This window comes from Pedobacter sp., from assembly GCF_965249885.1.
Taxonomy (GTDB): Bacteria; Bacteroidota; Bacteroidia; order Sphingobacteriales; family Sphingobacteriaceae; genus Pedobacter.
Genome location: NZ_OZ252254.1, coordinates 4181952 through 4202561, shown reverse-complemented (window position 1 = coordinate 4202561; position 20610 = coordinate 4181952). Strand labels below are relative to the sequence as shown.

Here is a 20610-nt window from a genome sequence, read left to right as displayed (position 1 = left end):
TTAAAATCACTTTTTTTAACACATAAATGATTTTCATTGGTTTCTATATCGCCTACAATTCTATAAATTGGCGTTAAAAAAACATGCAGAAAACTAAAGGCTATAAACAAGTTATTTCATGGCTAAAAGCAGATAACAGAAAGCCTTTTGATTTTCAGAAAGATACTTGGCAGTATTATTTGGATGGCTACAGCGGCTTAGTCAATGCTCCAACTGGATTTGGAAAAACATTTTCCGTTTTCTTAGCCGCGGTTATCGAAGGTTTAAATCAACCTAAACCCGTAAAAGGCTTACAACTTATTTGGATTACACCACTACGCTCCTTGGCAAAAGATATTGCAAGAGCGATGCGTGAAGTGCTGGAAGCGCTTGATTTAGATTGGCAAGTTGGCGTACGCAACGGTGATACCACACAAGCGGAAAAACTGCAGCAGAAGAAAACCATGCCGCAAATTCTGCTGATTACTCCGGAAAGTTTGCATTTACTCTTAGCTCAAAAAGGGAGCTCCAATTTATTTAAGGAGTTGAAATGCATTGTTGCCGATGAATGGCACGAGCTGCTTGGAAGTAAACGCGGTGTATTGGTAGAGTTGGCAGTGTCTCGAATTAAAGGTTTGCAAAAAGCTAATGGCAAGCAACTTTTAAGGGTTTGGGGCATTTCAGCAACCATCGGGAATATACAGGAAGCTTTGGATGTAATTGTTCCTGAAAAGGACGTTAAAAAAATCATCGTCAGGGCGCAATTGGAAAAGAAAATCGTAATCAAATCTATCCTGCCTGATAATATTGAAACCTTGCCTTGGGCTGGTCATTTAGGTTTAAAGTTGGCTCATAAGCTCATTCCAATTATAAACGAAAGCAAAACCACGCTTATCTTCATCAACACTCGTGGGCAATCTGAAATTTGGTATCAGCACCTGCTGGATGTAGAACCCGACCTGGCGGGGCGCATTGCAATTCACCACGGTTCCATTGATTTTGAATTACGTAATTGGATTGAAGAAAGCTTACACAGCGGACTACTCAAGGCAGTAATTGCAACCTCGTCATTGGATTTGGGGGTTGATTTTAAGCCAGTGGATACCGTTGTCCAAATAGGTTCCCCAAAAGGTGTCGCCCGCTTTTTACAACGTGCCGGCCGCTCGGGGCACTCTCCTTTCGAAACCTCCAAAATTTATTTTTTACCAACCCATGCGCTTGAATTGGTGGAAGCCGCTGCCATTAAGGAAGCAGCCAAAGAAAATAACATCGAAAGTAGGGAACCTTTTGTAATGGTTTTCGACACCTTAATTCAATACTTGGTAACCTTGGCCGTTGGCGATGGCTTTGACGACAAAGTAATTTACGAGGAAATTAAACAAACCAACGCCTTTAATGAGCTCTTACCAGAAGAATGGAACTGGGCCATGCAATTCATCACCTCTGGTGGAAACAGCCTTACTGCTTACAACGAATTTAAAAAAGTGGTAAAAGATGAAGATGGCTTGTGGAAGGTGAAAAGCAGGCAAATTGCCATGCGACACAGGCTACATATTGGCACCATTGTGAGCGATGCCATGCTTAAAGTGAAGTTTTTAAGTGGTGGATATATCGGAATGGTAGAAGAATACTTTGTCTCGAAACTTAAGCCGGGAGACAGTTTTGTGCTAGCTGGCCGAATTTTAGAATTTGTGCAAATCAAGGACATGACAGTAATTGTGCGGCGCAGCAAACAGAAAAAAGCAATGTCGCCAAGTTGGTTGGGTGGTCGGTTGCCACTTTCGTCAAATTTGGGTGCCGTACTTCGAAAAAAATACAACGAAGTACTGGATAAGCAACATCAGGATGAAGAATTGGATGTAGTTTATCCCCTATTTTTAACGCAGCAAGAACGTTCACATGTACCGCAAAGCGATGAGCTTTTAATCGAAATGATCCACAACAGAGAAGGATTTCACTTATTTGCTTATCCTTTTGAGGGTCGCCTTGTTCACGAAATTTTAGGTGCTTTGGTGGCTTATCGTTTAAGTAAATTAGTGCCTATCACATTTTCCATTGCCATGAACGATTATGGCTTTGAACTGCTGAGCGATACCGAAATACCAATGGATGATAGCATTGCGTACGAGGTTTTCTCTCCCAAAAATTTAGCGGAAGATATCACGTTGAGTATCAATTCTACCGAAATGGCTAGAAGAAAGTTCAGGGATATCGCTTGTATCTCGGGCTTGGTTTTTCAAGGTTATCCAGGGAAATATGTTGCCAATAAACACTTACAAAGTAGTGCTGGGCTATTTTTTAATGTATTTAATGATTTTGATAAACATAATTTGTTGTTGCGACAAGCTTACGAGGAAGTGTTCTATCAGCAGTTGGAAGAACCACGATTAGCAGCTGCTTTAAACCGCATTCAGCAAAGCAACATCATTATCACCTATCCTACTAGGTTCACTCCTTTATCGTTTCCAATTAAAGTAGATAGCTTACGTGCGAATATGAGTTCGGAAGAATTAGAGCAACGTATTGAACGTATGAAAAAAGAAGTTTTCAAGTAACTAAACAATTTTTCTTTTTGCAGCAACTACATTTTTACTACTTTTGCAACAATGTTACTATTAAGAAGGTTAATCGCAGTAGTTTTATTGTTCGGCGTATTGTCGAATAGCTTCAACTACTTGATTATCTCATCTTCTTACCACTTCAATAAATCTTATATCTCCACTGTTTTATGTTCTAATAAAGATAAACCTCAACTTCATTGTGAGGGTAAATGTTTTTTAGACATTAAATTGAAAGAGCTGGAACAAAAAAACAAACAGGAACAGGAGCATTCTAAACGTTTAATCGAAAGCGTGGCACCGCAATTGCAATCTTTGGTTTTTGCAAATTTTGAAGAAAATCTTCCTTCTTCAGTTCCTCATTACCTGCAAAAAAGTCCAATCGGCGCCGTTAACAATATCTTTCATCCTCCTAAAAGCTGCTAGTTACATTGGCTTAAAATTGTTGTGCTGTATTCTTATAGCTAACACTTTGGTCAGTTTTCATTCCAAAATTCAAGTAAAAATAAAAGGTTTAACAGGCTTAAACATTTTGCGTGCTATTGAATTTTGATTGAACTGTCAAGTCATTATTTATGAACTGATATCATAGCCAATCTCATCATCTTTTAGAATTCCGTATTATTTTATTTATCACTCAATCTGTTTTTCAGGCTGCCTGACGACAATTTTCTATTACACTTAATATGAACAAGATATTATTAAAAATCACCTTTTTAACGCTTTTTGCCTTAACTGCTTGTACCAAAAAAGACAATCTAACACCCGATTTTGACGAAACCAATTTAGCTCCCCTATCTGTGGAGTTCGACAATATTGTAGGTAGCAGAACATTGACATTCAACAATACTGCAGTGCCTTACACCAACGCTAAAGGCGAACCGTTTACCATCAGCATGGTTCAATATTTCATCAGTAATTTGGAGCTAACCACTACTGCAGGTCAAAAATTTGTGGTAAAACAAGACAGTTCTTACTTCCTGATTAAGGGCGCTGATAAAGCCACCCGATTTGCTAAAGTGAAAGTTCCAGAGGGCGATTATAGCAAATTGAGCTTTATTGTTGGAGTTGATAGCTTAAGAAGCACAATGCCTATCGACAAAAGAACTGGTGTTTTAGATCCTGCGGCAAGCGACCATAACGGTGGTGGCATGTACTGGGGCTGGAATTCGGGCTATATATTTTTTCGTCTAGAAGGAAATTCTAATGTAATTAGCGATGACCAGCTTGGCGATCCGACAGGTAAAAAACAATTTAAATATCACATTGGGTTTTTCGGCGGATACGATGTTAAAACGATCAACAACATTCGTAAAATTACTATTGATTTAACTAACGCTGGTATTGCAAGAGTTAGAAAAGATCGACAGAGCAACGTCCACCTTTTTGTAGATCTCATGAAAGTCTTCAATGGAAAAAGCGTGATCAGCATCCAACAAAATCCCAATATTATGTTTGGCGATTTCTCTACTAAAGTGGCAGATAACTTTATTGGACTTTTCACTCATGACCATACAGAAAATTAGTAATGAGGTATTTAAAGTATATTTTACTGCTTCTGGTTTTCTGCTATGCCTGCACCAAAAGTGACGACATACAGCGACAAACAGAAACGTTTTTGGGCTTTCAAACGCCCAAAAACTTTCCGGCTCCGGTTTATAATTTAGCCAATAATCCAATTACTAAGGAAGGCTTTGAATTAGGCCGGAAGTTATTTTACGATGTCAGATTATCGAGGAATAATACCATCAGTTGCGGCTCTTGTCATATTCAATCATCGGCATTTACACAGCATGGGCATGATGTTAGCCACGGCATAGAAGACCGTTTGGGTACACGTAACTCTCCTCCTATCATGAACTTGGCTTGGAGTAAGGCTTTCATGTGGGGAGGCGGCATATTCGATCTCGACCTTCAACCAATTAACCCAATTACCGCACACGAAGAAATGGACGAAAGTTTAGCAAACGTTTTAACTAAACTGCAGTCATCTTCAACTTACAAAAATCAGTTCAAAGCGGCTTTCGGAACTGATGAAATCAATACGGCAAGATTGATGAAAGCATTGTCACAGTTCATGCTCATGTGTATCAGCAGTAATTCGAAATATGATAAAGTGATGCGTAAGGAAGCTAATGCAAGTTTTACATCAACTGAATTAGCTGGTTACGAAATTTTTAAGGAAAAATGTGGCAGCTGTCATAAAGAACCGCTATTTACTGACGGTGAATTTAGAAACAACGGTTTGGCACCAAGCGCTATTGACGACAAAGGATTGTATGGAGCTACGCTAATTTCCTCGGATAAATACAAATTCAAAGTTCCATCGTTACGCAACCTGAAGTACACAGCACCTTTTATGCACGATGGTCGGTTTTTAACACTTGATGCAGTGTTCCAACACTACAATACTGAAGTTCAATCAACGGAAAACTTAGACCCACTGCTAAATAAAAACGGTATGAGGGGAATTAGCATTACCGCTGACGAAAAAAATAAACTAACTGCATTTTTAAACACATTGAATGATGAAGATTTCATAAACAATAAAACTTTAGCAGAGCAATGATGAAATGGAAAAAATTAATGGTAATGCTCGCTCTTTGCAGTCCGCTTACAGCAATTGCCTGTGATATTTGCGGCTGTGGCGTTGGAAGTTATTACATCGGCATCTTACCAGAGTACAACAAGCGTTTCATTGGTTTACGATATCAGCATAAAACGTTACAAACGCACTTAGGTCCGTACTCAAATGTAACTCCTTTAACCGCAGAAGAAACCTATCAAACTGCTGAGCTTTGGGGAGCTTGGAACTTTGGCAAAAAATTCAGGCTACTTGCATTTTTACCTTACAATTTCAACCAACGGATAGCCCAAACGGGCGATGGTGATAAAAGTGGTGTAGGTGACATTGCCGCTATGGGTTATTATAATGTTTTCACCAAAAGTACCACGCTAAAAAGTAAGTTGCTTGTGCATTCGCTATGGTTAGGCGCAGGAATAAAGTTGCCAACTGGTAAATATGAGCCCGGAGAACGACTTGCTATTCAAGAAAGTCCAAACAACTTCCAATTAGGCACGGCAAGTACTGATTTTACTTTTAACGCCGCTTACGACTTAAGGTTGAATGATTGGGGCATCAATGTAAACCTAAACTACAAAGTAAATACAGAGAACAAGTACCAATATCGATATGGTAATAAACTCACTACAAACGCTTTAATTTACCATAAATTTAGATTGTTCCACAAATTTACCATTGCGCCAAATGCGGGCATACTTTATGAAACTGCCACCAAAGATGTCGAAAATCAGAAGTACGAAGTAGCAGTTTCTGGCGGATATTCTACCTCGCTAGTTACAGGTGCAGAGTTCGCTTTCAGCAAATTTTCCTTCGGCGCAAACTATCAAAATGTGGTTTCACAAGAACTGGCAAACAACCGGGCCAAAGCTGGCAACAGGCTAATGTTGCACATCTCTGTTCCATTTTAAATTTTATAATGATGACTAAAATAAAAAATATCCTGATGGTTGGCGTAGCGCTAATTTTTGCCGCTTGCCAGCAACAAAATAATGAAGAGGCAATCAAAGAAACTATCGATCGTTTGCATAACGAAGCTATGGTGGTGAATGAAAAAGCCAACAAAACCAAGTTCAAGCTAGACAGTCTGCTAGAACAAAAACGCATGAAACAAGAAGCAGATACGCTAGAAATCAATAAAGCTATTGTTCAACTTAACTTGGCCGATGAAAAAATGATGGATTGGATGCACGATTTCCAACTTGATTTTAAAGGCAGCAAAGCCGAAGCTCTAAAGTACTTTAATGATCAGCTAGATAGCGTTAAGAAAGTACAAATACAATTAGAGGATGCTATTAAACAGGCTAAACCGTTTACTAAATAGCTGTTTATAGAGATTGCTTCGTTTAGTAGCGACGCAATCTCATTGTTTTCTAATATTTTTTGCTAACTACATAAACCCACTATAACACATGAAAACCACTTTAATAATCTGTATTTTTGCGTTAGGCTTTACTTCAATTTACAAGAGCAATGCAACAGAAATCAACCAGCAGTTGGTTTTAGCAGACAGTGTTAAAATTGACCCAGTTTGTAAAATGAAGGTGAAATCTCCAGCAAAGCATACCAGCACCTATCAAAAGACGGAATACTGGTTTTGTGCGAAAGGATGCCAGTTAAAATTTGAAAAAAATCCTAGTGCTTTTTCGACTAACAAAGAGTTGCAAAAGGAGAACTAAAAACATTAAAATAAACGGATAATGAAAAAATACTTATTGATACCTGTACTTGCAGCACTTCTTTTTTCTTGTACTCAAGATAAAAAACTTCCTATTTATGGCGATAAAGAAGCTAAAATCACGAAAGATGCTGATGGTAATGAAAAAATTGATACGGTTTACAAAACCATCCCAAATTTCAAGTTCTTAAATCAGGATAGTGTTTACATTAATCAGGATACGTTCAAGGATAAAATCTACGTTGCCGATTTCTTCTTTACTTCTTGCAGCACCATTTGCCCAATTATGCACCGTAATATGAAAACCATCTTCGATAAGTATAATGGCAATAAAGACGTCATGTTTTTATCTCACACGATAGATTTCAAATATGACAAGCCATCTGTATTGAAGAGATATGCGCAGAAATTAGGCGTTGATGTACCGCAATGGCAGTTTGTTTGGGGAGATAAAAAAGAGGTTTATGGTTTAGCGGAGAAAGATTATTTAGTTGCAGTACAAGAAGACAGTGCGGCTACAGATGGCTATGTACACCAAGGCTGGCTAGTTTTGATTGATAAACAAAAACGCATTAGAGGTGCTTATGACGGCACTAAACCCGAAGAAGTTGAAAAGCTTAAGGCTGATATGGATATCTTGTTGGCTGAAAAGTAGTTTGATATCTAATGAAAAAAATCATTGTTTATAGCCTGTTATTTTTGGCCATTGCAGCCATAGTTAACGCTTGCCAAAGCGCTGATGAAATTGAAATGGCAAAGTATTTATCTAACGGTAAAGATATTTACGAAGCTCGTTGCCAGAATTGCCACGGAAAAAATGGTGAAGGTTTGGGGGAATTAGCTCCCCCATTAACCGATACCGTATTTCTTAAATCAAATAAGCAACAATTAGCCTGTTATATTAAAAATGGCGCTAACCAACCTATGCTAATTAATGGCAAAACCTATCAGGAAAAAATGCCTGCGTTTAAGGATTTACACGACATAGATATTGCTCAGGTAATAGTTTACATTACAAATTCATTTGGTAATAAGCAAGGCATGTACAAATACGAAAAGGTAGCTATTGATTTGAAGAGTTGTCCATAGTTTCATTTTCGGCAAATACATCTTTTGCTTTGTTATATTGCGGTGCAAATGGATCAATAAACTCATCATTTCCCTGCCCTTTTGGGTTATCACCATACTCGTTGGGGCCATAATCACTATCTCCAAAAAGCATTACAAATCCATAAAATGGGATGAGCATCCACCAACCGGAGTTACCCCTATCATGACAACGTTTGATACCCGCAACAATCACTACGTAAACGGGCAAAAGGATTAATATGCCCGCCCATTCATTTCCATTTTCAGAAATAATGCTGATTACAAGTAAACATAAAAGGTAAGAGAGGTAGATTAATCCGAATTCGGTACGCCTAATGCGACCGTTAAAAGAGAGAATGTCTTTGAACATATACGTTTAAATTTAAATGGTTTAGTGATACAATGGTAGTGAAATTTTGGTGAATTTTAAGTTACAACTAACTAAATAATGCAGCGCTATACTTAATCAATAAAAAGCTTACCTTTGCCTCAAATGCAAACCGTTCTATCGCCGCAGCTTGAAGTTGAGGAGGAAAGTCCGGGCAACACAGAGCATCTCGCTTCCTAACGGGAAGGGGTTTGGGATTGAAAACCTGAATCACGGAAAGTGCCACAGAAAATATACCGTCCTGGTCTTGTATCGGGATAAGGGTGAAAACGTGAGGTAAGAGCTCACGAGCTTTGTTAGTGATAGCAAGGTTGGTAAACCCCGGGAGTTGAAAGACTAAATAGGCTAACGTTCCGATCTTATCGGGATAAAGGGCTGCTCGTCCGATGTTAGTGGGTAGGTCGTTAGAGATAAGCGGCAACGCTTATAGTAGATTAATGATAGAAGTTCCGATTCATCGGAATACAGAACCCGGCTTACAGGTTTGCATTTTTTATTTCCCCAAAGTATTTTATCGAATTTTAGCGTATTTAGCTGCTCAGTTTGAGTAGTTAATCGTTAAACTGATTATAACCTCTGTTGTTGTTAAAGTAAACATTTGTTTAAATTTTAAAATAGAAGTTATGAAAAAGTTAACAATTTTAATACTTGGATTAGGCTTGTTTTTAACCGCATGTGGTACAAGCAGAAATAGTGATTCTACAAACCCTGATTCTATGAGGGTAGATACCAATAGCACAGTTGCGGATACTACACGGATGGAAAAGCCTTAAAAATGGCTACGCCCCATAAGCTTAAAAATGGCATTTTTGAGGCGTAGCTTTTTTTTAAACATCAAACCTAATTAAAAATCAACTACATAAGCGTTCAAAACAAGCTAATTATTAAGCTTTATTCCAAACAACTTCTATATTTGCCAGCATCTTTTAATTTGCAAATCGCTTTATTGATACTTTGTAGATTTCAGTTTATAATGATTTTTTAGCGCTATGTGTTACCTATTAGATTGTTGGAGCTACAATTTTGGAATTTGCATTAAAAAAACCCAGCTTGATGGGCCGGGCTAATTAAGAGAGACATTATTTACTAGTATCTTTGATTAAATAACAGTCAGAAAAATAAACGACTACCCAAAATTGGATGGGAAAAAGTCACTATAGAGTGACAAATATATATTTTTTTAAGCAAAGCAACAATTTAGTTTGTCACTGCACTATTTATGAAAGAAAAAGGAAAAACCCCTCCACAGCGAAATAAAGAGGAGAGCAGAAAGAAATTTTTATGGGCTGTAGGGCAAATTATAACAACAAAAGGTTTTGCAGGATTAAAGCTAAATCACATTGCGGCTACTGCTCAATTAGATAAAAAATTGATTTACAGGTATTTCGGAGGCCTCAACCAATTACTAGATGAATATGTAAAACAGCAGGATTTTTGGAGCAACGTTAAGGCTAGTGAAGCGCCAGAATTAGAAGACGTAGGTGGTAAAAAATTTGTAACAAAAATGCTCACCGAACAATTCGACTATGTATTTCAAAACAAAGAATTTCAAAAGATATTGCTTTGGCGTCTTTCTGAAGAGCGCCCATCGTTACAAAAATTAGCCGAAGAACAAGAGAAAAACGGCGAACTCCTTTTTGAAAATCTCATTGCACCTCATTTTGGTGAACAAACCAGTTTGTATCGAGGCATATCCGCTATCATAGTGTCAGGATTATATTACCTGAACCTCTCTGCCGAAGTTAATGGAAGTATATTTTGCGGAATTGACCTTAAAACTGAGGCTGGAAGAATTCAAATTAAAAAAGCGATCACTTTTATATTAGATCAAACCTACAACCATCTATAACGTCTAGCAAAGCTCATTAAACTTCCCTAAAACATTGAGTTTGATTACTTAACCATACTGATAGACGAACCCAAGTGTTGCAGGTTTTCAATCAACGGTGGGGCCACTAATCCTTTTTCGTCACGCTCTTGCTGAAAAACTAAAAAAGAAGGAATATTTAAGACCTCGTTTTGGATCTGCTCATTTTCATACATCGATATATGCACAAAAGTTAATCCATCATCTTTAGCATATACGTGATATAAGAACTTACTGTTACGCAGCTCTTTAAAATCCGCTAAAAACGTGGCAATATTACGTTTGTTCTCTTCCAAAAATTCAGCGTTAATTTTGTAAGTAACCTGTACTGCTATCATCCTATGTTATTGTTTTTTCGAAAGTAATTATACAAACATTTTTTAAATTTTATCACATAAAAAAAGACCTTGCAGGTTGGCAAGGTCTTTTCAATTACTTTGAGCGGTGACTATTTTGCGCTATTTTTCTTTTCTGTAACTTCAGTACGGATTTCTTGAGCTAAACCTTTTAAATCTTGCATAGCTTTACGTACTCTAGTTCCTGCAGCTGAGTTACCTGCGTTATAAAATTTCTCAACATCTGCTTCGATAGCAGCTACTACTTCTTTAACTTTTGCAAATTTTTCCATTGTTATAATTTTAATTTATTGGTCAAATATATCACTTAAACCGAATAAACAAGTATTTCTTCAAATTTTTGATGCGTTTTTTTGCGCATATTTTTTAACAATTCACATTTTTTACAGCGCTAATTACTTGGTTACCGTTAGTTTACATATTGTATCAGCTAAAGCGGTTGCAGTAAACGGCAAATTCAGATGATAGTTAAGTAGTTGATTTTCTGATAAATGGATAATTTCCGCATTTACTTCAAAATTTATTTCTCCGGTAATAACATGTAAGCTTAGCAGCGAATGCTCTTCGTTGGTAATTGATTGAAAAAATTCATTTTTTTTCAGTGCAATTAACGTAATAGTCACCTTTTCTGACTTAAAAACGGTAATGGCATTCTTGCCATTTAGCTCATAGGCCTTCTCATTTTTAATTTCCTGCATGTATTTTGCCAAATCAACTGGTACAATCTCAGCATCCAAAAGTCTGGTACCAGCTGGACGTTGTGGAGTAGCTTGATTAAATTTCTCTTCCATAATCTAGTTTTTATAATGAAAACAGTTGTAAGCAAAACTAGTTTGCCACCAATGTTTAAAAGTTATGAAAAACAAACCAAACAAAATGCTCAAATTTGTAGCAATGTCTTTATATATCTCTTCGCTTAACACCGGCAGCAATGGCAATTGTTTTTATATCGGCAACGAAACCGACGCCATTCTTATTGATGCTGGACTAAGTTGCAAAGAAACAGAAACCAGATTGGCCCGTTTGGGATTAAATATCAAAAATGTACGTGCTATATTTATTAGCCATGAGCATAGCGACCATATTAAAGGCCTTCCCATTTTAGCAAAAAAGCATCAGTTACCAGTTTATATCACTGCAAAAACCCATATTAGCGGCAAAAAGCTATTACCTGATCATCTGATCAACTCATTCTGTGCTACGCAATCTATCTTTATTAATGGATTAGAAATTACTGCTTTTCCAAAGTTGCATGATGCGGCTGAGCCTCACAGCTTCACGATAGGCTACAACCAAGTTAAGGTTGGCGTATTTACAGATATAGGCGATCATTGCGAAAATTTGATTAATCATTTTAAGCAATGCCATGCGGCTTTTTTAGAAGCAAATTATGATGATGAAATGCTGAACAACGGCAACTATCCTTATTTTTTGAAAAGAAGAATTAGCGGCGGAAACGGGCATTTGTCAAACAAAAAGGCGCTTGACTTATTTATCAACCACCGTCCATCATTCATGAGCCACTTGTTTTTATCGCATTTGAGTAGAGAAAACAACTGCCCAAATTTGGTGCACAATTTATTTAGTGAAGTAGCTGATGGCGTTGAAATTGTAGTTGCTTCGCGTTTGCAAGAAACACCAGTTTACTACATACAAGAAAAGGTGCTTAAGCAAGCTCTTGCAGTTTAGTTCCATTTTCATCAACAATTAGCTGGTGCTTAACACCACATTTTAAAGCAAAATTTGCTCGTTGATGACCAACCGGGAAGTCAAAACATACCGGGAAATTGAACTCCCTCACCTTGTCTAATACAATTTGTTCCAGCGTTTGTCCAAAACCCTCACTATTATCTTCATCTTTTTTCACCCTAAACCCACCTACAATCAATCCTTTGAGCTTGTTCAGTTTTCCGCTCCTTTTTAAATTAAAAAACATGCGGTCGATACTGTAGAGATATTCGCCGACATCTTCGACAAAAAGAATTTTTCCATCAGTTTCAATTGCAGACGCTGTTCCTGATAGATTTTCAATGCATCGTAAATTGCCGCCTATTAATTCACCTTCGGCAGTGCCTAATCGATTATTTACTTGAAAAGGTGCTTCATATCGCATCAGCTCCTCTCCTTTCAACGCTTTTTCAATAGATTTGATGGTATCAATTTGTATTGGTTCGGCGGTATTCCAGTCAGAAGGAAAACTGTTGCACATTTTAGAGTGGATGGTAGCGAATTTATAATTGCTATTCAGGTGGCAATGCAAAATCGTGATATCACTAAAACCAATAATCCATTTTGGCGATATTTTGAATGTGCTAAAATCCAGCTGATCAATAATTCGAACAGCTCCGTAGCCTCCTCTGGCACACATAATAGCTTTGATGCTGGTGTCATTCAGCATTTGCTGCAAATCCTGTAACCGCTCTTGATCTGTTCCGCCGAAAGTAAAATCTCTTGCTCCAACGGTTTGACCTAAAACTACTTTGAAACCCCAGCTTTCCATTTGTTGCACTGCTGGTGCTATTTCCTCTTTCGTAATGTACCCCGCCGGACAGGTAATGCCAATGATATCACCCTGTTTTAAATAAGGAGGACGCCTGTGCTTTAAACCCTGATTGTTTGAAGTATTAGGTTTAGTTGCACCATTAAAAGCATACAAAAAAGAAGATGTAGGAACTAACGCAGATAGGCTGGCTAAAAATAGTTTACGGTTCATGTAGGCAATTTACTATTATATTATCGCCATTGACAAACAAATTTCGAATTAGCCTAAAAACAAAAAGAGCGAAAGCCTTCGGCTCCGCTCCTTTTGAAATATTTGGTGAATTTCCATTAAAAATCCAATTCGCCTTCCACTGAATCGTCCATCGTTTTGCCTGTAATGATAGAGGCTGCCATTTTAATAAATGCAACCGCTTCGCCATGTTTGGTATCCCAATAATATACATGAGTTGGCGATACTTTGATGACGCTAATTTTGTCGTCGTCTTTCCCATCTTGAAACCAAACTTTAAGTAAAGGGTTCCAAAGTTCTTCAATCTTTTTGCGATCCTCTAAAATTTCGCTGATTCCGTATACATTCAAAAACCCAGAATTTTTATGGTGCTGAAAGAATAAATGAGTGAACGGATCAGCCTCTATTTCTTGATTTTTAGCGCTTCCAACTTGACTCATAAACCATAAGTTTCCATCATCATCCACATCTAAAACCGACATTGGTCTTACGGATAAAGGCAAGCCAGTTTTGATGCTGGTACAAAAAAAGCAGTTTTCAGCTCCCTTTGCCAATTCCTTTAATTTCTCTACAGCTTCTTTTCCTTCGAGTGTTTTGATATGTTCAGAAGTATCTTGTGTATTGTTAGAGCTATCTCTACTTACTGTTGAATTTTCCATTGTTTTTATGTTTAATTAAGGTTTTAAAATTGATTTAAGCATAGCAGCGGTAACTAAAGCGCCGAATAAGTAGTATCCTACAGTAAGCGCCTTTGTGGTATTGGTGTGCGTAACTGGTGTATCATCAAGTCCTAATGATTCAGGCATTCTTAAGGCGCCTATCCCAGCACTTAGGCCCATTACAATTGCTCGCGGCCAAATGTACTTTCCTTTACCGCCAATAATGCTATAGTATGCTGTGTTAGCGATGATATCGGTTTCTAACGTAATTTTATAAAGGTCTTCCGGATTTTGAATTGGCCGACCAGCCATACTCAAGGTCTTATTAACGGCCTCGGCACCAAGCAAATTGATTTGAGGAGCATTCTTAACATTCTTTCTAACGATTTCGTGTATGGCATTGAGCGCTATAGCACCCACAAAGCCTGCGGTAGTATTTTTTATCCAACGTAGCATAATTCTATTTTTTTTGTAACCATAAAATTGCGTCATCTAACTGCGACAACTCAAACCCTTTAAACTCTCCCGGTGCGATGTAACTAAATGCGTCTGTAAATTTTTCTACTGCTTTTTCATCGGTAACTACAGCAGCTTTTTTCCATTTGGTAAAATGTTTCAAACCAGCAATCATGTCCTGAAACCAAGCACCAACAGTAAAATTCTCAACAGGAGTTTCTAAAACCAGTAAGTAATGAATCTCATCATATTTTTGCGTAAGCACTTCTAAACCTGGAAGTAATACGCTCTTTAAATCTTCGGCTGTAACTTGTCCGGTGGCTTTAACACCGAATACGTGTGGTGGAGTATCTCTGATAATGCTTAACATAATTTGACTATTTATTAAACTTAACAAGATATCATAAGGAAAGTTTTTCCAATTTGGAAGGGAATGTAGCCGGCTACTGACTGGAATCAGCCGTTTGAAAACCTAGATTTTTGAAGGCCAAGCACCTTTTATGGAACTTTTTTTTAATTTTTCTACAGAAAATACCACTGACACGTTGAGCTCTACAATTGTATAGGTATTGATTGCAAAGATGCTACAGGCTCTAGTTGACAGTTTACTGTTTTGTTTCAGATTTAAGTGACTTGTAAGCTAACAAAGTAGCTACGCTGTTTCTACGGCAGGACTCAGCTGGCTGGATATTGTTGCGCCTGCAGTAAGCAATTCTTGTGTAATGCTCTTGGTATAATCGATGATTTCCGATTTAAAGTCTTGCACCGAGGCACCTGACCGAATCTCTTCTAAACGTTTTTCCCACGAACCGGTAAGTTCCGCTTGGGCAATACGCTTATCTTTTACTACTTCGTAAACTGCCAAGCCTTTTGCGGTGGGAACTAAATTTCGTTTTTCTCGGATGATGTATTCACGGGTTAGCAAGGTTTCAATGATAGATGCTCTGGTAGCCGGAGTGCCTAAGCCACTATCTTTCATAGCATACCTCAATTCTTCATCTTCAATTTCTTTACCACATGTTTCTAAAGCTTTTAATAAGGACGCTTCATTGTACATTGCCTTTGGTTTGGTTTGCTTTTCAAGCAGCGCTTTATTGACAATTGGTAACGCCTCTCCTTTTTTTACTTTTGGTAGCGCTGGGTTATCCTCATCTTTCTTTTCGTCATCAACTTCGTTAAAAACAGAACGCCAGCCAGCGGAACGAATTACTGTACCATTGGCCACAAAAATAATCTCCGATTGGATGGTAATTTTAGTGACTTCCTTAACACATTCCTGATGAAAAGCTTCCAGCATACGGCCAGCCACCAGATCATAAATAGCTTGATGGTCTTTGCTTAAACCGCCCGGTTTGATACCAGTTACTAAAATAGCATGGTGATCAGTTACCTTTTTAGCGTTTACGCTTCTTTTATTTAATGTATTTTCTTGTAAAAAAGCCGCCTGTTTAGCAAACTGGGGATGATCATTCAGGCTAGCAATTAATCCTGGCACAGTCGCAAAAACATCATCGCCAATGTACCGGCTTCCAGTACGTGGATAAGTCACTAATTTACTTTCGTATAGGTTTTGCAGTAAGCTTAAAGTTTGATCAGCAGTAAAGCCATTGCGCTTGTTGGCTTCCTGTTGTAAACTGCTCAAATCGTGCAACAGCGGTGGCGGTTCCTTACGCGGTTTAGCTTCCACATCGGTAATATTTCCGCCGTTGGTAAATCCGGAGGCTACGTCCTCTACTTTGGCGAAAACAGCTTCTCCATCCTCTTTCAGATCGAAACTATCAACAGAAATTGCTTTAAAAAGCACGCCGTCTTTATCTAGCTGGATACCAATTTGGTAATATATTTTAGGTACGAAGTTTTTGATTTCCAGATATCTTGCACAAATCATAGCTAAAGTAGGTGTTTGCACCCTTCCTAATGATAAAACGCTTCTATTGCCTGCCGAAATGCTCAAAGCCTGCGTAGCATTCATTCCCACTAACCAATCTGATACGGAGCGACAATGCGCAGAACTAAATAAAGTATCGTAATCTGTACCCGGTTTCAAGTTTCGGAAACCATCTTTGATAGCTTCATCAGTTTGTGAGGAAATCCAAAGTCGTTTGAAAGGTTTTTTACACTTCAGATAAGAATAGATGTACCTAAAAATCAGTTCCCCTTCACGCCCAGCATCCGTTGCTACAATAATTTCAGTAGCTTGATCAAAAAGCATTTTAATGGTATCCAGTTGTTTTCTTACTCCCGGATCTTCCACTATCCCATCTTTTGTCTTTATTTTCCGGATAGATAGTTTGAATTTTTGCGGTAACATAGGCAAATGCTCTTTACGCCAACCGTAAAAACCATATTCCTGTGGCGGTGCTAACTGAAGCAAATGCCCGAAAGCCCAAGTGAACGAATAGCCTTTGCCTTCGATATAACCATCTTTACGGGTAGTTGCACCAAATACTTTGGCTAATTCTCTTCCTACTGATGGTTTTTCGGCAATTACGATCTTCATACTCACAAAATGGAGGCTAAATATCCGAAATTTATCAGAGTTTCAGCCTACCAGTTTTCCACAACCAGTAGATTCAATGAGCTTAAAAGGTTAAGTTACTGTTGCTGTTGTTGTTGCTGCATTTCAATAAATCGTTGGTACGAATTTACAATGGTTACAGGCTCTTCAACTTCTTTAACATACACGTTATCTACCGCTACGGCTTCCTCTTCCTGCTTTAATTTTTCGTTTGTAATAATTACGGCCACCGACAGAGAATGGGCCGAGGAACCTTTGTAAGTGCCTTTTACTGGTGTACAATCTTTAAAGTTACGCCCAAAAGCAATTTTGATGTGCCTGTCGCCAACCAAGCAGTTGTTCGTAGGATCAATTCCCATCCAGCCATAATCAGGAATGTAGGCTTCTACCCAGGCATGCGTAGCGCCGATACCACGTAATTCGTTACCTGCCGGACAAATATAACCACTTACATAACGAGATGGAATGTTATTCATTCTCAACATCTCAATTAACAAATGGGCAAAATCCTGACAAACTCCGGCCTTTAAAGACCATATTTGGTCGATGTCAGTTTCCACATCCGTTACACCTTTTTGATAAGTAAGAGTTTGGTAAACGTATGTAGATAATTGATTGACATACTGAAAAATAGTAAGTTCTTTATCAACTAATTGATCAGTTTCTCTTTTGATCTCTTTTAAAGAAGAAGCATAGCCCGCTTTTACAAAATCAAGAAATTCGATGTGCTGAGTTAACGAAGCTAGGTTCTCCCATTGGGCTTTTGCTGGCCAAAAATCGTTTGGTGGCGGAATATTCTTTGTAGCCACTTCAGCCTCCACCAAAATGGATAGCTCAGTATGCGGCTGTACGATGGTAAAAACGCCTACTTTATTGCCAAAATAATCGTAAAAACTATCGATAGAAGTTGATGGATGAATTGTAATTTGATGATTGATGATATCCTGAAATGCGGTACTTGTGGGGCTAAGTATGATTTGATTAGCGCTATCCGTAACTGCAGATGGATAAGTGTATTTGGTTAAATGTTTAACGTGATAAGTAGGCATTTTTTATGTGATAATAGGATGATTCGATGATGTGATAATTAGATAATTTGATGATGTGATAATTTGTATTGTCGAATGAACCAGTGAACTAGTGAACCAGTGAACCAAAATAATACTCATTGAAAACTTGAACCACTTGAAATAAATTACTTTCGATAGATTGTAAAAGTGCCAATTGAGCTTCGCAATTTGAACCGGGGCTATTATATTTCAAAATAGCAGCAGCTTTGCCTATAGAAAATTCCAGCTTATCATAACTTTCTTCCAAGCTTTCGGCTTTTAGCCGCTGTGCATATCGGTTAAGCTGCGAGATACTGTACGCAATAGAATGCGGAAAATGCATTTCATAAAGCACTTGTTTAAAGATGAGCGCTGGGTTAACGGTACCTGAATGCGATTTTAAATAGTATTCGTATCCGGATATGGAAACTAAAAAGTACCTCCAGCTCACAATATCCATACTGTCCTTAATTTCACCGTTGGTACGCACAATTTGCATGTTTAATGAACTGATGATTTGCAGCAAACGCTCAATGTATTTTCCTGTATTTAAGTAATTGAATCCCTCGCTCCTAAACATCGATATATCAACAATCCCATAATATAGCATACACTGTCTAATCAACTGATCCAACACACTCACCGGATCGCCTAAACTCAATTGGCGTTGTAGATTTTTATCTCTGATGAAATGATAGAAATCGTTCAAACACTGCCATAGTTCCTTGGTGATATGGTCTTGTGCGCTTCGGGCGTTTTCCCTTGCCCTAAGGATGTTGTTTACAACCGAGCTTTCGTTATCCTTATCAAACAAAATGAAATTGAGCACCTGATTAGCACTCATGCTTTTTTCAGCTGGCATACCTTGGTTGTAATACCTAAACACTTCATCCCATTTCACAAAAGGAACACCATCCTGCGATGCAATGTAATAGGTACGAAGAATGCGCAATTGCATGTTAGTTCGCTCAATGTACCTACTCATCCAAAATATATTTTCTGCTACTCTACTCAGCATTTTCTCTACTTTAAAAAAAGATTGTTGGTTCTACAATACTACAATTTCATTAATCTACTACCCAAGTATCTTTACTTCCACCACCTTGGGATGAGTTCACCACAATGGAACCTTCCTTCAAAGCAACTCTCGTTAAGCCTCCTGGAACAATCTCCACCCCATCAGGGCCGCTCAATGCAAAAGGCCTTAAGTCAACCCTCCTTGGCTGCAATTTACCATCAATGTAACAAGGTGCAGATGACAAGCTGATAATAGGTTGTGCAATAAACTGTCGCGGCGATTTCTGTATTTCCTCAGCGAACTCCTTCAATTCTTTCTCCGTCGCAGTATTTCCAATTAACATGCCGTAACCGCCGCTTTCATTGGTGCGCTTCACCACCATTTGATGAAGGTTTTCTAAGGCATGAGCCCTTTCATCTTCATTTTCCATGCGCAGGGTTGGCACATTTTTTAAAATCGGTTCTTCATTTAAGTAGTACTTAATCATTGCAGGCACGTAGGCATAAATTGCTTTATCATCCGCTACACCATTGCCCATAGCATTAATGATGGCTACATTTCCTTTTCTGTAAGCATGATAAATACCCGGAACACCAAGCATGCTGTCTGGCCTAAAGATCAACGGGTCTAAAAACTCATCATCAACCCTTCTGTAAATAACGTCCACACGCTTCAAGCCCTTTGTAGTTCGCATATAAACTTTGTGGTTGTCCACCACCAAATCCCTACCTTCTACCAACTCTATCCCCATTAACCTAGCTAAAGTGGTATGCTCAAAATAAGCAGAATTGTAGATGCCTGGCGTAAGCAAAACTACCGTAGGCCTACTAGTGTGTCGGTTCCCCAAGGCTAATAGATTCTTCATCAACAAATCTGGATAATCGCTCACAGGGCGTACTTTGTTTTCTGGAATTTGATTGGGAAATAAACGGTAACTGATACTTCTATTTTCCAACATATAACTCACCCCTGATGGCGTACGTAGATTATCCTCCAGTACATAGTACGACCCGTCATGATCTCTAATCAAATCAATCCCACTGATATGTGTATAAATGTTAAACGGCACTTCCACGTTCATCATTTCCCGTAAATAATTAGGACACGAATAAATTAATGAAGCTGGAATAATGCCATCTTTAATGATAAACTGGTGACTATAGACATCTTTCAGGAAAATATTAAGTGCTTTCAGTCGCTGTTTAATCCCTTTCTCTATAAATTCCCATTCTGCAGCCTGTATAATTCTGGGATAGATATCAAATGGAAATATCTTTTCTATGCCTTCGCCACTACTATATACTGTGAATGTAATACCTTGGGTTAAAAATAACTTTTTTGCCAACTCATCTTTGATTGACATTTCATCGGAATTGACGCTTTGAAAAGCCGCCATAAACATTTCATAATGTTTTCTGACACCATCTTCGCTTTTCATCTCATCAAAAACACCAGATATTAAATTATAATCATTAAAAAAGTTATAATTAAGCATAAAATAGAAGTATTTTAAATATTTTACTCTAAATATATCATTTTAATTATGGATATAACTTAAAAATCACATATAAAAAGCAAAATTTAAATAAAATTTATTTAAATCACATAAAAAATCAAGAAGAGAGAACTAAAACATTAATATCAACACCAAAAAAACCAATATAAACAAACTACATGTCAAAT

Annotated in this window: 24 protein-coding genes and 1 other RNA gene; 13 read left to right on the top strand and 12 right to left on the bottom strand. The window is 37.9% G+C overall.

All coding sequences use genetic code 11. The annotated features are described in order from the left end of the window. Window positions 1–83: 83 nt before the first annotated feature. From ACY2A0_RS17685 to ACY2A0_RS17645, 9 genes are all read left to right on the top strand, one after another. The gene (locus ACY2A0_RS17685; RefSeq protein WP_461790704.1) at window positions 84–2534 is read left to right on the top strand and encodes a ligase-associated DNA damage response DEXH box helicase; all 2451 of its coding nucleotides are present in this window, start codon (window positions 84–86) and stop codon (window positions 2532–2534) included. Window positions 2535–2585: 51 nt separating this feature from the next. After that, the gene (locus tag ACY2A0_RS17680; protein WP_461790703.1) at window positions 2586–2963 is read left to right on the top strand and encodes a hypothetical protein; all 378 of its coding nucleotides are present in this window, start codon (window positions 2586–2588) and stop codon (window positions 2961–2963) included. A gap of 260 nt (window positions 2964–3223) precedes the next feature. Then, window positions 3224–4063: an MbnP family protein gene (locus ACY2A0_RS17675; protein ID WP_461790702.1), complete on the top strand. Its 840-nt coding sequence runs from the start codon at window positions 3224–3226 to the stop codon at window positions 4061–4063. Between the two features lie 2 nt (window positions 4064–4065). Next, window positions 4066–5106, top strand: a complete 1041-nt coding sequence (locus ACY2A0_RS17670) for a cytochrome-c peroxidase (RefSeq protein WP_461791722.1) — start codon at window positions 4066–4068, stop codon at window positions 5104–5106. Then, a complete protein-coding gene (locus ACY2A0_RS17665; RefSeq protein WP_461790700.1) occupies window positions 5103–6029 on the top strand; it encodes a transporter in 927 nt (308 codons plus the stop codon). Before ACY2A0_RS17670 ends, ACY2A0_RS17665 begins: the two co-directional genes overlap by 4 nt. Window positions 6030–6037: 8 nt before the next feature. Continuing rightward, window positions 6038–6442 (top strand): hypothetical protein, encoded by a 405-nt coding sequence (locus tag ACY2A0_RS17660; protein ID WP_461790699.1) that lies wholly within the window; start codon window positions 6038–6040, stop codon window positions 6440–6442. Between the two features lie 88 nt (window positions 6443–6530). Beyond that, window positions 6531–6797, top strand: a complete 267-nt coding sequence (locus ACY2A0_RS17655; protein ID WP_461790698.1) for a YHS domain-containing protein — start codon at window positions 6531–6533, stop codon at window positions 6795–6797. A gap of 21 nt (window positions 6798–6818) precedes the next feature. Further along, window positions 6819–7451, top strand: a complete 633-nt coding sequence (locus tag ACY2A0_RS17650) for an SCO family protein (protein WP_461790697.1) — start codon at window positions 6819–6821, stop codon at window positions 7449–7451. Between the two features lie 11 nt (window positions 7452–7462). After that, a complete protein-coding gene (locus tag ACY2A0_RS17645) occupies window positions 7463–7885 on the top strand; it encodes a c-type cytochrome (RefSeq protein ID WP_461790696.1) in 423 nt (140 codons plus the stop codon). On the opposite strand, the gene ACY2A0_RS17640 is transcribed toward ACY2A0_RS17645, so the two are convergent. Further along, complete coding sequence (locus ACY2A0_RS17640; protein WP_461790695.1) at window positions 7860–8255, bottom strand: DUF805 domain-containing protein; 396 nt, start codon at window positions 8253–8255, stop codon at window positions 7860–7862. The two genes, ACY2A0_RS17645 and ACY2A0_RS17640, sit on opposite strands and share 26 nt — an antisense overlap. A 122-nt stretch (window positions 8256–8377) precedes the next feature. Between ACY2A0_RS17640 and rnpB the strand changes: the two genes are divergently transcribed. From rnpB to ACY2A0_RS17625, 3 genes are all read left to right on the top strand, one after another. Then, an RNA gene (gene rnpB / locus ACY2A0_RS17635) (RNase P RNA component class A) lies at window positions 8378–8768 on the top strand. A gap of 128 nt (window positions 8769–8896) precedes the next feature. After that, window positions 8897–9046 carry a hypothetical protein gene (locus ACY2A0_RS17630; RefSeq protein WP_461790694.1) on the top strand — a complete coding sequence of 50 codons (150 nt, stop codon included), beginning with the start codon at window positions 8897–8899 and terminating at the stop codon, window positions 9044–9046. Between the two features lie 446 nt (window positions 9047–9492). After that, a complete protein-coding gene (locus ACY2A0_RS17625; RefSeq protein WP_461790693.1) occupies window positions 9493–10122 on the top strand; it encodes a TetR/AcrR family transcriptional regulator in 630 nt (209 codons plus the stop codon). 44 nt (window positions 10123–10166) lie between these two features. On the opposite strand, the gene ACY2A0_RS17620 is transcribed toward ACY2A0_RS17625, so the two are convergent. From ACY2A0_RS17620 to ACY2A0_RS17610, 3 genes are all read right to left on the bottom strand, one after another. Beyond that, window positions 10167–10478 (bottom strand): hypothetical protein, encoded by a 312-nt coding sequence (locus ACY2A0_RS17620; protein ID WP_461790692.1) that lies wholly within the window; start codon window positions 10476–10478, stop codon window positions 10167–10169. A gap of 110 nt (window positions 10479–10588) precedes the next feature. Next, complete coding sequence (locus ACY2A0_RS17615) at window positions 10589–10768, bottom strand: histone H1 (protein WP_113635034.1); 180 nt, start codon at window positions 10766–10768, stop codon at window positions 10589–10591. A gap of 123 nt (window positions 10769–10891) precedes the next feature. Continuing rightward, window positions 10892–11287 carry a hypothetical protein gene (locus ACY2A0_RS17610; protein WP_461790691.1) on the bottom strand — a complete coding sequence of 132 codons (396 nt, stop codon included), beginning with the start codon at window positions 11285–11287 and terminating at the stop codon, window positions 10892–10894. 64 nt (window positions 11288–11351) lie between these two features. Between ACY2A0_RS17610 and ACY2A0_RS17605 the strand changes: the two genes are divergently transcribed. After that, window positions 11352–12185: an MBL fold metallo-hydrolase gene (locus ACY2A0_RS17605; protein WP_461790690.1), complete on the top strand. Its 834-nt coding sequence runs from the start codon at window positions 11352–11354 to the stop codon at window positions 12183–12185. Here the strand turns inward: ACY2A0_RS17605 and ACY2A0_RS17600 are convergent. From ACY2A0_RS17600 to ACY2A0_RS17565, 8 genes are all read right to left on the bottom strand, one after another. Then, entirely contained in the window at window positions 12163–13053 is an 891-nt protein-coding gene (locus ACY2A0_RS17600) for a S66 peptidase family protein (RefSeq protein WP_461791076.1), read from the bottom strand. The genes ACY2A0_RS17605 and ACY2A0_RS17600 overlap by 23 nt on opposite strands. Before the next feature lie 272 nt (window positions 13054–13325). Beyond that, window positions 13326–13886, bottom strand: coding sequence for a pyridoxamine 5'-phosphate oxidase family protein (locus ACY2A0_RS17595; RefSeq protein ID WP_461790689.1), 561 nt, complete (start codon window positions 13884–13886; stop codon window positions 13326–13328). Between the two features lie 15 nt (window positions 13887–13901). Beyond that, complete coding sequence (locus tag ACY2A0_RS17590) at window positions 13902–14342, bottom strand: hypothetical protein (RefSeq protein ID WP_461790688.1); 441 nt, start codon at window positions 14340–14342, stop codon at window positions 13902–13904. A gap of 4 nt (window positions 14343–14346) precedes the next feature. After that, a complete protein-coding gene (locus ACY2A0_RS17585) occupies window positions 14347–14712 on the bottom strand; it encodes a SpoIIAA family protein (RefSeq protein ID WP_461791721.1) in 366 nt (121 codons plus the stop codon). A 282-nt stretch (window positions 14713–14994) separates the two neighbouring features. Beyond that, on the bottom strand, window positions 14995–16842 hold the full coding sequence (topB, locus tag ACY2A0_RS17580; RefSeq protein WP_461790686.1) for a DNA topoisomerase III: 1848 nt from the start codon (window positions 16840–16842) through the stop codon (window positions 14995–14997). 95 nt (window positions 16843–16937) lie between these two features. After that, window positions 16938–17909, bottom strand: coding sequence for a transglutaminase family protein (locus tag ACY2A0_RS17575; RefSeq protein WP_461790685.1), 972 nt, complete (start codon window positions 17907–17909; stop codon window positions 16938–16940). A gap of 88 nt (window positions 17910–17997) precedes the next feature. Further along, complete coding sequence (locus ACY2A0_RS17570; protein ID WP_461790684.1) at window positions 17998–18927, bottom strand: alpha-E domain-containing protein; 930 nt, start codon at window positions 18925–18927, stop codon at window positions 17998–18000. Between the two features lie 49 nt (window positions 18928–18976). After that, window positions 18977–20422, bottom strand: a complete 1446-nt coding sequence (locus ACY2A0_RS17565) for a circularly permuted type 2 ATP-grasp protein (protein WP_461790683.1) — start codon at window positions 20420–20422, stop codon at window positions 18977–18979. Window positions 20423–20610 lie beyond the last annotated feature (188 nt).